This is a genomic window from Paracoccus sp. P2 (genome assembly GCF_046335115.1).
GTDB lineage: Bacteria > Pseudomonadota > Alphaproteobacteria > Rhodobacterales > Rhodobacteraceae > Paracoccus > Paracoccus pantotrophus.
Genome location: NZ_JBGOSN010000024.1, coordinates 47619 through 59307 on the forward strand (window position 1 = coordinate 47619; position 11689 = coordinate 59307).

The window sequence follows — 11689 nt, forward strand, 5'->3', positions numbered from 1 at the left end:
CTTGCGCCTTGTCCGGCACCGAGCCGGGCAGAGGCTGGCGCGCAACAGCAACGAAGGACACCGCGATGACCGACCATTCCCCTGCAGAGCTGCGCCGCATCCAGGCCGAGGACAGCGGCCGCCCCTATGACCTGGCCGAACGGCTGGGCGTCCCCGAGGCCGCGCTGGTCGCGGCGCGGGTCGGCCATGGCGCGACCCGCATCGACCCCCTGCCCGGCCGGCTGATCCCGCAGGTGCAGGCCCTGGGCGAGGTGATGGCCCTGACCCGCAACCGGTCCTGCGTGATCGAGAAACTCGGCACCTACAACGACTTCCACGATGGCGAGCATGCCGCCATGACCCTGGACCCCGAGATCGACCTGCGCATCTTTCCCCGCCATTGGGTGCATGCCTTCGCCGTCGAATCCGAGGTCGGAACCGCCACCCGCCGCTCGGTCCAGGTCTTTGACGCGGCGGGCGACGCGGTCCACAAGATCCACCTGCGCGAGGGCTCGGACCTGGCGGCCTGGGAGGCGCTGAAGCGCGACCTGGCGCTGGCGGACCAGTCCGACACCGCCCGCTTCGAGCCCCGCGCGCCGGTCGAGCCGCCCAAGGCCGGCGCCGAGCGCGCCGATGCCCTGCGCCGGGAATGGGCGGCGATGACCGATACGCATCAGTTCAACATCCTGATCCGGCGGCTCAAGATGAACCGGCTGGGCGCCTATCGCATCGCCGGCGCGCCGCTGGTGCGGCCGCTGGCGGTCGAGGCGGTGCCGGCGCTGCTGGAGCGCGTCCATGCCGGGGGCGTGGGGGTGATGTTCTTTGTCGGCAACATGGGCTGCATCGAGATCCATTCCGGCCAGGTCCAGTCGCTGAGGCCCATGGAGCCGTGGCTCAATGTCATGGACCCGCGCTTCAACCTGCATCTGCGCGGCGACCACGTGGCCGAGGTCTGGGCGGTGGACAAGCCCACCAGGCGAGGCCCGGCCATTTCGGTCGAGGCCTTCGACGCCGAGGGGGCGCTGATCTTCCAATGCTTCGGCCTGCGCCCGGAAAAGGGCGGTGATGCCGAACAATGGGCGGCGCTGGTCGCCGGCCTGCCGGCGCTGGCCGAGGCGGCAGAATGAAACGGCTGGCGCTTGCCCTGGTCCTGCTGGCCGGCCAGGCCGCGGCCGAGGATCAACCCGAAGCGCAGCGCGTGCTGTCGCTGGGCGGTTCCGTGACGGAGATCGTCTATGCGCTGGGCGAGGAGGCGCGGCTGATCGGCCGCGACACCACCTCGAACTGGCCGCCCGAGGCCAATGCCCTGCCCGATGTCGGCTATGTGCGCGCGCTGTCGCCCGAAGGCGTGCTGTCGGTCGCACCCGACCTGATCATCGCCGAGGACGGCGCCGGCCCGCCCGAGGCGGTGGCAGTGCTGCAATCGGCCGGCGTAGCCTTCGTCAGCGTCGCGGAACGCTATGACGCCGAGGGCGTTCTGGACAAGGTCGATGCGGTGGCCGAGGCGCTCGGCGTGCCGGACAAGGGCCGCGCGCTGCACGACAAACTGGCGGCGGAGCTGCAAGCGGCGCTCGGCCGGGCGCAGGCCGTGGGCGAGCCGAAGAAGGTGCTGTTCGTGCTGTCCCTGCAGGGCGGGCGCGTCATGGCCGGCGGCGCGGACACGGCGGCGGACGGCATCATCCGCCTGGCCGGGGCGCAGAACGCCATGCCGGGCGTCCAGGGCTACAAGCCCGTCACCGACGAGGCGGTGATCGCGGCCGCGCCCGATGTCATCCTGATGATGCGCCGCGGCGACGAACAGGCGGACGCGGATGCCAATGGCGGCAGCAGCCACACGGCGGCGAAACAGGCGGTGCTGGCCATGCCGGCGCTGGCCCAGACCCCGGCGGGACGCGCGGGCGCGGTGGTGATGATGGACGGGCTGAAACTGCTGGGCTTCGGTCCCCGCACCGGCGAGGCGGCGGTCGAGCTGCACGACCTGATCTATGCGGGGTCGTGATGGTGGCCCTGTCGCCCGACCTTCGCCCCGGACGGCTGCAAGGCGACCGCAGCCATCGCGCGCGGCGCCTGGGGCTGTTCCTGGCGCTGCTGCTGGCGGTGGTCGCGGTGGTCTCGCTGGGCTGGGGCGCCTCGGGGACGTCGCTTGCGCGGGCGGTCTCGGACCTGCTGGCGGGGCGCGAGCTTGCGGTGCAGGACCGGGTGGTGCTGATGGACATCCGGCTGCCGCGCGTGCTGATGGGCATTTTCGTCGGCGCCTCGCTGGCGGTCTCGGGCGCGGTGATGCAGGGGCTGTTCCGCAACCCGCTGGCCGATCCGGGCATCGTCGGCGTCAGCTCGGGCGCCTCGCTGGGCGCGATCCTTGCCATCGTGCTGGGCAGCACGCTGCCGGCCGGGATCGCGGCGTTCTTCGGCTGGTATCTGGTGCCCGTCGCCGCCTTTGCCGGCGGCTGGCTGACCACCATGGCGCTTTACCGCATCGCCACCCGGCGCGGGCGCACCTCGGTCGCCACCATGCTGCTGGCCGGCATCGCGCTGGGGGCGATCATGGCGGCGCTGTCGGGGCTGGTGATCCTGCGTGCCAATGACCGCGAGCTGCGCGACCTGACCTTCTGGGGGCTCGGCTCGCTGGCCGGGGCGAACTGGCCCAAGCTCTTGGCCGGCGCGCCGATCATGGCGCTGGCGCTGCTTTACGCCCCCTGGCTCGCGCGCGGCCTGAACGCGCTGGCGCTGGGAGAGGCGGCGGCCGGCCATGTCGGCATCCGGGTGCAGAAGGTCAAGAACCGCGCCATCCTGACCGTCGCCGCCGCCACCGGCGCCGCGGTCGCGGTCTCGGGCGGCATCGGCTTCGTCGGCATCGTCGTGCCGCATCTGCTGCGTCTGGCCAGCGGGCCGGATCACCGCTGGCTGCTGGTCAACTCGGCGCTTCTGGGCGCGGTGACGCTGCTGCTGGCCGACATGGTCAGCCGCACCGTCATCGCCCCGGCCGAGCTGCCGATCGGCATCGTCACCGCCGTCATGGGCGGGCCGTTCTTCCTGTGGATCCTGCTGCGCAACCGGGGGGTGCTGGACCTGTGAGCCTGATCGCCACCGACATCCGGGTCAGCCTTGGCCGCAAAGAGATCCTGCACGGCGTCTCGGTCGAGGCGCGGGCGGGCGAGATCACCGCCATCGTCGGGCCGAACGGCTCGGGCAAGACCACGCTGATGCGCAGCCTGACCGGAGAACTGGCCTGCCGCGGGGCCATCACCCTGAACGGGCGCGACATCGCCGCCCTGTCGCCCGAGGCGCTGGCCCGGCGCCGGGGCGTGCTGCCGCAGGCCGCCGCGCTGTCCTTTCCCTTCACCGTGGCCGAGGTCGTGCGCATCGGCGTCGAGGCGCGGGGCGAGCGCGCCGAGGCGCTGGTGCCGGCGGCGCTGGCGGCGGTCGATCTGCCGGGCTTTTCCGGCCGGCTCTACCAGGAGCTGTCAGGGGGCGAGCAGCAACGGGTGCAGCTGGCCCGCGTGCTGGCGCAGGTCTGGCAGCCGCTGGACGCGGAGGGCCCGCGCTGGCTGATGCTGGACGAGCCGGTCAGCAGCCTCGACATCGCCCATCAGCTGACGGTGATGCGGCTGGCCGCCGGTTACGCCAGGGCCGGCGGCGGCGTGGTCGCGGTCATGCACGACCTGAACCTGACTGCGCTTTTCGCACAAAAGCTGGTGCTGATGAGCGGCGGGTGCGTCCTGTGCCAGGGCCGCGCCGACGAGGTCTTGACCGACGAGGCGCTGTCCAGCGCCTATGGCTGCCGGCTGCGCGTCAATGCCGTGCCCGACAGCGGCATCTGGGTGCTGCCGCACGCGGCGGCGTGACCGGCCGGGCCGAAAGGCCCGCGACCTAAGGCCGCGCCCATTTACAAGCCCGCCCCGGCATCCGCATATTGGACATGACCCCGCTGTTGAGAGATGCCCGATGCATGCCATGCTGCTGCACAGGATCGGCGCGCCGCTGGTCTGGACCGAACTGCCCGACCGTGACCCCGGTCCGGGCGAGATCCGGGTCCGCGTCCTGGCCAGCGGGGTCTGCCGCACCGACCTGCACGTGGTCGACGGCGAATTGCCCGACCCGGTGCTGCCGATCATCCCCGGACACGAGATCGTCGGCCGGATCGAGGCGCTCGGCCCCGGCGTTACCGGCCTTGCCCTGGGCCAGCGGGTCGGCATCCCCTGGCTCGGCCACGCCTGCGGCGCCTGCCCCTATTGCCGCGACGGGCGCGAGAACCTGTGCGACGCGCCGGGCTTTACCGGCTACACGCGGGACGGCGGCTATGCGACCGCGGCGATCGCCGACGCGCGCTTCGCCTTTCCCCTGGGCGAGGCGGGCGAGGACGTGGCGCTGGCGCCCCTGCTTTGCGCGGGGCTGATCGGCTGGCGCGCGCTGGTGATCGCGGGCCAGGCGCCGCGGCTGGGGCTTTACGGCTTTGGCGCGGCGGCCCATATCATCGCGCAGGTGGCGACGTGGCAGGGCCGTGCGGTCCATGCCTTCACCCGCCCCGGCGACCTGCGCTCGCAGGATTTCGCGCGCCGGCTGGGCGCGGTCTGGGCCGGTGGCTCGGACCAGCCCCCGCCCGAGCCGCTGGATGCCGCGATCATCTTCGCCCCGGTGGGCGATCTGGTGCCGGCGGCACTGAAGGCGGTGCGCAAGGGCGGCCGCGTGGTCTGCGCCGGCATCCACATGAGCGACATCCCCGCCTTTCCCTATGCGCTGCTTTGGCACGAACGCCAGATCGCCTCGGTCGCCAACCTGACGCGGCAGGACGGGCTGGACTTCCTGTCGCTGGCGCCCCGCATCGGCATCGCCACCGAAACCACGACCTATCCGCTGCGCGAGGCCAATCGCGCATTGGACGACCTGCGCGCCGGCCGCTTCGACGGCGCGGCCGTGCTGGTGCCCTGAGCCGCCCGCCGGGCGCGGCGGCGCCCGGCCCGCCCCACCCGCGACCGGGATCTGCTGCCATGGAGGAAACGGTGAATAGCCCTGCAACCGGCCCAACCCCGACCGGGGCGGCCCCCTATCGCGCCATCGACCGGCTGCGCGAGGCGATGGCCGCCGGCTTCGGCACCGGCGTCTCGCCCCTGGCGCTCGGCATGGCGCTGATGGACTGGTCGGCGCATCTGGCCGCCGCGCCGGGCAAGCGGCTGCAACTGGCCGACAAGGCCGCGCGCGAGGCGGCCGCGCTCTTGACCCATGCCGCGGCGCTCGCCGCCGATCCGGCGGCCGAGCCGGTGATCCGCCCCGGTCCCCAGGACCGCCGCTTCGCGGCCGCGGCCTGGCAGAACCCGCCCTTCAGCCTCTGGGCCCAGGGCTTCCTGCTGGCGCGGCAATGGTGGCAGGAGGCGACGCGCGACGTGCCCGGCGTCGATCCGCACCGCGAAAACCTGCTCTCGGCGATGGTGCAGCAATGGCTGGACATGGCCTCGCCGGCCAACCTGCCCTTCACCAATCCCGAGGTGATCACCCGCACCCTTGAGACCGCGGGGTTGAGCCAATGGGTGGGCATGCGCAACTGGGCCGAGGACATGGCGCGGCTGGCCGCCGGCAAGCCCCCGGTCGGGGCCGAGCAGTTCCGCGTCGGCCAGGAGGTCGCGGCAAGCCCCGGCAAGGTGGTCTATCGCAACCACCTGATCGAGCTGATCCAATACGCCCCCGCGACCGACACCGTGCTGGCCGAGCCGGTGCTGCTGGTCCCGGCCTGGATCATGAAATACTACATCCTCGACCTGTCGCCGGAAAACTCGCTGGTCCGGCACCTGGTCCGGGCCGGGCACACGGTCTTCTGCATCTCCTGGCGCAATCCCACGGCCGAGGACCGCGACCTGACGCTGGAGGATTACCGCAGCCTGGGGGTGATGGCGGCGGTGGATGCGATTTCGGCCATCCTGCCGGGGCGGGGCATCCATGCGGCAGGCTATTGCCTGGGCGGCACGCTGCTGGCCATCGCGGCGGCGGCGATGGGCGGGGCACGGGACGACCGACTGGCCAGCGTCTCGCTGCTGGCGGCGCAGACGGATTTCGCCGAACCGGGGGAGCTGGGCCTGTTCATCGACCACGACCAGCTCAACAGCCTGGAAGGCGCGATGCGGCAGCGCGGCTACCTGACGGCCGAGCAGATGCTGGGCGCCTTCCGCTTCCTGCGCTCGAACGACCTGGTCTGGTCGCGCATGGTGCGCGCCTATCTGATGGGCGAGCGCGAGCCGATGACCGACATCCTGGCCTGGAGCAGCGATTCGACCCGCATGCCCTATCGCATGCAGGGCGAATACCTGCGCCGCTTCTACCTGGAGAACGCGCTGGCCGGCGACCGGCTGCTGGCGGACGGCCGGCCGGTGGCGCTGCGCAACATCCGCGCGCCGGTCTTTGCCGTCGGCACCGAAGAGGATTACGTCGCCCCCTGGCGCTCGGTCTACCGGCTGCATTGCCTCAGCGATGCCGAGCTGACCTTCGTGCTGGGGGACCGGGACCACCTGGCGGGGATCATCCTGGATCCGACCGGGCCCGGCCATCACCGCATCGCTACCCGCGGCCGGGACGGCACCTGCCTGCCGCCCGACGACTGGCTGCACGCCGCCGCGCTGCGCGAGGGCTGCTGGTGGCCGGCCTGGACCGACTGGCTGGCGCGGCATTCCGCGGCCGAGCGGGTGGCGCCGCCGGCCATGGGCGCCGCCGCCGCGGGCTATCCGGTGCTGGAGGACGCGCCGGGCAGCTATGTCCGCCAGCGCTAGGCCAGCAGCGCCGCGGCCTCCATCGCCATCATCCGCTCCTCGTTGGCGGGGATGATGAGCGTCGCGAAATCGCCCAAGGGCGCCATGCGGCGCAGGATCGCCTCGCGCACCGGGGCCGCGTTCTCGCCGATGCCGCCGGTGAAGACCATGGCGTCGATGCCGCCCAGCGAGACCGCCATGGCCGCCGCCGCCTGCGCGCATTTCAGCGCGAAATGGTCCAGCGCGAAACGCGACTGCGCCGAGCCGTCGGCCAGCAGCGCCGCGACATCGTTCGACTTGCCCGACATGCCCAGAAGACCCGAGCGGTTGTAGATCAGATCCTCGACCTGCTCGGGGGCCATGCCGAAGCTGCGCTGCATCAGCAGGATCGCGCCCGGATCGACGGCACCCGAGCGTGTGCCCATGGGAATGCCGTCCACCGCGGTCATGCCCATGGTGGTATCGACGCTGCGCCCCTGATGCATGGCGCAAAGGCTGGCGCCATTGCCCAGATGCGCGGCGACGACGCGACCGCGATGCAGGTCGGGATGGTCGCGCGCCAGCACCTGCGCCAGCCATTGATAGGACAGGCCATGAAAGCCATAGCGGCGTACGCCCTGCTCGAACAATGCCTCGGGCAGGGCGAAATGGGTGAACAGCGCATCCCGCCCGGCATGGAAGGCGGTGTCGAAACAGGCCAGGTTCGGCACGTCCTCGCCCACCAGCCGCCGCGCCGCGGCGATGGCGGCCAGCCCGTGCGGCTGGTGCAGCGGCGCCAGCGGGATCAGCGCCGCCAGATCCTCCAGCACCTGCGGCGTGACCGGGGTCGAGCGGGTGTAGCGCGTGCCGCCATGCACGATGCGATGCGCCACCGCCTCGATCCGCCAGCCCTCGTCATGGGCATCGATGAAATCCAGCACCGCCTGCATGGCCGCGGCATGATCGCCGCCGGCGACCGGGCTGCGGAACTCGGGCCCGCCGGCCAGCCGGGCCGCCAGCTCGGCATCCGCGCCGATGCGGCTGACCGCCCCGCGCGCCAGCAGCGCCAGCCCCTCGCGCGCGAAGACCCGGAACTTCAGGCTGGACGAGCCGGCATTCAGCGTCAGGATCGCCGCGATCATTTCACCTGCCCCAGCCGGCGCGCCTCGGCCATCAGCACGGCCAGCGCGGTGGACAGCATCCGGGCCCGCACGGAATCGGCGCGGCTGGTCAGGATGACCGGCACCCGCGCACCCAGCACGATCCCCGCCGCATCGGCGCCGCCCATGAAGATCAGCTGCTTGGCCAGCATGTTGCCCGATTCGATGTCGGGCACCAGCAGGATGTCGGCCTGCCCCGCCACCGGCGAGACAATGCCCTTTTCCCGCGCCGCCGCCGGGCTGATCGCATTGTCGAAGGCCAGCGGCCCGTCCAGCTCCGCATCCGCGATCTGGCCGCGATCGGCCATCTTGCACAAGGCCGCCGCGTCCAGCGTGGCCTGCATCTTGGGATTGACCGTCTCGACCGCGGCAAGGATCGCGACCTTGGGCCGGGCCGGCCCCCACAGCACGCGCCACAGAACGATGGCATTGTGCAGGATATCCGCCTTGACCATCAGGTCGGGCGCGATGTTGACCGCCGCATCGGTGATGATGAAGGGGCGCGGGTAATCCTCGGTCAGCATCAGGAAGGCGTGGCTGATCCGCCGCTCGGTGCGCAGCCCGCATTGCGGGTGGATCACCGCGCCCAACAGCTCGTCGGAATGCAGCGAGCCCTTCATGATGGCGCCGACCTGACCCGTGGCGGCCATCTGCGCGGCACGGGCGGCGGCGGCGTGGCTGTGTTCGGTATCGACGATCTCATAGGCGTCGGGGGCCTGGCCGGCCTCGGCCAGCGCAGCGGCGATGCGGGCGGCGGGGCCGATCAGCACCGGCTCGATCAGCCCGGCAGCCACCGCATCGCCCACCGCCTCGAAGACGGAATGCTGCACCGGATGGACCACGGCGGTGCGCAGGGGCGGCAGACCGGCGCAGCGGTCGATGATGGCTTGATAGGCGTCGGTCATCGCTATCCTCCGTGCTGGCGCGGATCCCGGCCCCGAGGATCGCGATATGCCGTCGGGAGGCAAGGGAAAAGCTGCGTCCCGCCCGAACGGCCGGCCCGCTGCGACGATCCGGCGCGGCCAGCCGATCCCGGAGATCAGTCGGCATGCTCCAGAAGCCGGGCGATCTCGGCCCGCAGTTCCGACAGTTCAAAGGGCTTGGCGATGAAGCCGTCCGCCCCCAGCGCCAGCCCCTTGCGGCGTTCCACCACCGAGCCGCGCGCGGTCATCAACAGCACCCGCACGTCGCGCAGGGCGGGATCGGCACGCAACGCCACGACGATCTCGTAACCCGAGATGTCGGGCAGCATGATGTCCAGCAGCACCAGGTCGGGCCGGTTGGAACGGATCTCGTCCAGCGCCGCGAGGCCGCCGGCAGTCCGCCTGTAGCTGTGGCCGGCCCGCGCCAGCAGGAACTCCAGCGCGGCGGCGATATTGTCCTCGTCCTCGACGATCAGGATATGGGCCATCACCCCCTCCGAAAGACCGGACACCAGACCCGGCCCGGCCGGATCGAGGCGGCGAAGCGGCCCGCCCCCGGAAGGGACGGGCCGGCCGGTTCAGTGCGACGAGGCTTCCGCCGCGCCGATCCCGGTTTCCGAGCGCACCTGCTGGGCCAGGTAGCCGGCCCGGTCGATGCGCGCCCGCGCGCCGTTGTCCATCTTGGACACGATCCAGATGCCCAGGAAGGCCAGCGTCATCGAGAACAGCGCCGGCGAGGTATAGGGGAAGGGCGCCGAGCCGGCGGGATTGCCCAGCGTCGCTTCCCAGACCGAGGGCGACAGCACCGTCAGCACCACCGAGGAGATCAGCCCCAGGAAGCCGCCGATCACGGCGCCGCGGGTCGTGCAATCCTTCCACAGCACCGACATGAACAGCACCGGGAAGTTGGCCGAGGCAGCCACCGCGAAGGCCAGCGACACCATGAAGGCGATGTTCTGGTTCTTGAAGGCGATACCCAGCACGACCGCGACCAGGCCCAGCACCAGCGTGGTGATGCGCGAGACGCGCAGCTCGCTGCCCGGCGCGGGGTTGCCGTTCTTGATCACGGTCGCATAGAGATCGTGGCTGACCGCCGAGGCGCCCGAGAGTGTCAGGCCGGCGACCACCGCCAGGATGGTGGCGAAGGCCACGGCCGAGATGAAGCCCAGGAAGACGTTGCCGCCCACCGCCTTGGCCAGATGCACCGCGGCCATGTTGCTGCCGCCGACCAGCGCGCCGGTGCCGTCCAGGAACTCGGGATTGGTCAGAACGAAGGTGATGGCGCCGAAGCCGATGATGAAGGTCAAGAGGTAGAAATAGCCGATCCAGCCGGTCGCCCACATCACCGACTTGCGCGCTTCCTTGGCGCTGGGAACGGTGAAGAAGCGCATCAGGATATGCGGCAGGCCGGCGGTGCCGAACATCAGCGCCATACCGAAGCTGATGGCCGAGATCGGATCCTTGATGAAGGTGCCCGGACCCATGATCGACTGGCCGGCAACGGCGGCTTCCTCGGCGGTCTTGCCGCCGGCGGTGGCCAGTTCGGCCTTGACGCGGACCGCGTCGGCGAACATCGCCTCGGGGCTGAAGCCGTAATGCCACATGACCATGAAGGACATGAAGGTCGCGCCGCCCAGCAGCAGGCAGGCCTTGATGATCTGCACCCAGGTCGTCGCGGTCATGCCGCCGAACAGCACATAGATCATCATCAGCGCGCCGACGATCACCACCGCGATCCAGTAGTCCAGCCCGAACAGCAGCTGGATCAGCGAACCCGCACCCACCATCTGCGCGATCAGGTAGAAGGCCACCACGACCAGCGTGCCCGAGGCGGCGAAGATGCGCACCGGGGTCTGGGCAAAGCGGAAGGCCGCCACGTCGGCAAAGGTGAAGCGGCCCAGGTTGCGCAGCCGCTCGGCCATCAGGAAGGTCAGGATCGGCCAGCCGACCAGGAAACCGATCGAATAGATCAGCCCGTCATAGCCCGAGATCATCACCGCGGCCGAGATCCCCAGGAAGGATGCCGCCGACATGTAGTCCCCGGCAATGGCAAGCCCGTTCTGGAAGCCGGTGATGCCGCCGCCGGCGGTATAGAAATCCGCCGCCGACTTGGTTTTCGCCGCCGCCCATTTGGTGATGTAGAGCGTCGCCAGCACGAAGGCGGCGAACATGATGATCGCGGTCCAGTTCGTCGCCTGTTTCTCGGCGCCCTGGATCACGTCGGCGGCCATGGCGGCGCCCGGCATGGCCAGGGCCGCGGCCATCAGCCCGTTGCGCAGGATCTTGTTGGTCATTTCAGCGCCTCCCGGCGAACCTTCTCGCTCAGCTCGTCGAACTCGCTGTTCGCGCGGCGCACATAGACGCCGGTGATGATGATGGTAAAGACGATCACGCCGAAGCCCAGGGGGATGCCCCAGGTCATGACACCGTCGCCGATCCGCGCGGCGAGCAGTTCCTTGTCGAAGGCGATCAGCACGATATAGCCGTAATAGACCACGAGCATCGCAATCGTCAGGATCCAGCCATAGCGGGATCGTTTCGCTTTCAGTAACTGATAGTTCGGATCTGCGGCGATCCGTTCGGCCAGGTTGTCTTGCATCGGGGTCGTGCTCCTCCACTGCCACGATATGCTGTCTTTTCAGCCGCGCCGGCGTCCTGCCGGCGAGACGATCTTCTTCTGGAAGGCTCTTGGGCGGGCGGCGGGCCTCCATGGCCATGCCGCGGCCGGTCCATGGGCGCGCATCGCCCATGGCAATCGGTCCTGCACCCTGCGGGGCCGGCGATCCGCCGCCGGCCGCCGGCCGTCAGTGCCGGTTCATCCTGTTTTCGATGAGTTCGTCGACGACGCTTGGGTCAGCGAGGGTTGAGATGTCTCCGAGGGCGGCGAAATCGTCCTCGGCGATCTTGCGCAGGA

At 70.6% G+C, this 11689-nt stretch carries 11 protein-coding genes; 6 read left to right on the top strand and 5 right to left on the bottom strand.

Features of this window, described 5'->3' with window-relative positions:
* Positions 1-65 precede the first annotated feature (65 nt).
* The 6 genes from ACDP63_RS15435 to ACDP63_RS15460 all read left to right on the top strand — a co-directional run bounded on the left by ACDP63_RS15435 (position 66) and on the right by ACDP63_RS15460 (position 6734).
* Complete coding sequence (locus ACDP63_RS15435; RefSeq protein ID WP_024845148.1) at positions 66-1106, top strand: hemin-degrading factor; 1041 nt, start codon at positions 66-68, stop codon at positions 1104-1106.
* On the top strand, positions 1103-1978 hold the full coding sequence (locus ACDP63_RS15440; protein WP_024845147.1) for a hemin ABC transporter substrate-binding protein: 876 nt from the start codon (positions 1103-1105) through the stop codon (positions 1976-1978). Before ACDP63_RS15435 ends, ACDP63_RS15440 begins: the two co-directional genes overlap by 4 nt.
* On the top strand, positions 1978-3054 hold the full coding sequence (locus ACDP63_RS15445; RefSeq protein ID WP_024845146.1) for a FecCD family ABC transporter permease: 1077 nt from the start codon (positions 1978-1980) through the stop codon (positions 3052-3054). The genes ACDP63_RS15440 and ACDP63_RS15445 overlap by 1 nt, the downstream gene beginning before the upstream one ends.
* On the top strand, positions 3051-3824 hold the full coding sequence (locus ACDP63_RS15450; protein WP_024845145.1) for a heme ABC transporter ATP-binding protein: 774 nt from the start codon (positions 3051-3053) through the stop codon (positions 3822-3824). Before ACDP63_RS15445 ends, ACDP63_RS15450 begins: the two co-directional genes overlap by 4 nt.
* A gap of 100 nt (positions 3825-3924) precedes the next feature.
* A complete protein-coding gene (locus ACDP63_RS15455) occupies positions 3925-4908 on the top strand; it encodes a zinc-dependent alcohol dehydrogenase family protein (protein ID WP_409928209.1) in 984 nt (327 codons plus the stop codon).
* Positions 4909-4979: 71 nt separating this feature from the next.
* Positions 4980-6734, top strand: coding sequence for a PHA/PHB synthase family protein (locus ACDP63_RS15460; protein WP_256233564.1), 1755 nt, complete (start codon positions 4980-4982; stop codon positions 6732-6734).
* On the opposite strand, the gene ACDP63_RS15465 is transcribed toward ACDP63_RS15460, so the two are convergent.
* From ACDP63_RS15465 to ACDP63_RS15485, 5 genes are all read right to left on the bottom strand, one after another.
* A complete protein-coding gene (locus tag ACDP63_RS15465) occupies positions 6731-7834 on the bottom strand; it encodes an acetate/propionate family kinase (protein ID WP_024845143.1) in 1104 nt (367 codons plus the stop codon). The genes ACDP63_RS15460 and ACDP63_RS15465 overlap by 4 nt on opposite strands.
* Entirely contained in the window at positions 7831-8820 is a 990-nt protein-coding gene (locus tag ACDP63_RS15470; protein WP_256233563.1) for a bifunctional enoyl-CoA hydratase/phosphate acetyltransferase, read from the bottom strand. Before ACDP63_RS15470 ends, ACDP63_RS15465 begins: the two co-directional genes overlap by 4 nt.
* A 71-nt stretch (positions 8821-8891) precedes the next feature.
* The gene (locus ACDP63_RS15475; protein WP_024845141.1) at positions 8892-9263 is read right to left on the bottom strand and encodes a response regulator transcription factor; all 372 of its coding nucleotides are present in this window, start codon (positions 9261-9263) and stop codon (positions 8892-8894) included.
* 90 nt (positions 9264-9353) lie between these two features.
* A complete protein-coding gene (locus ACDP63_RS15480) occupies positions 9354-11039 on the bottom strand; it encodes a cation acetate symporter (RefSeq protein ID WP_231486855.1) in 1686 nt (561 codons plus the stop codon).
* Between the two features lie 26 nt (positions 11040-11065).
* Entirely contained in the window at positions 11066-11374 is a 309-nt protein-coding gene (locus tag ACDP63_RS15485) for a DUF485 domain-containing protein (protein WP_024845139.1), read from the bottom strand.
* Positions 11375-11689: the final 315 nt, after the last annotated feature.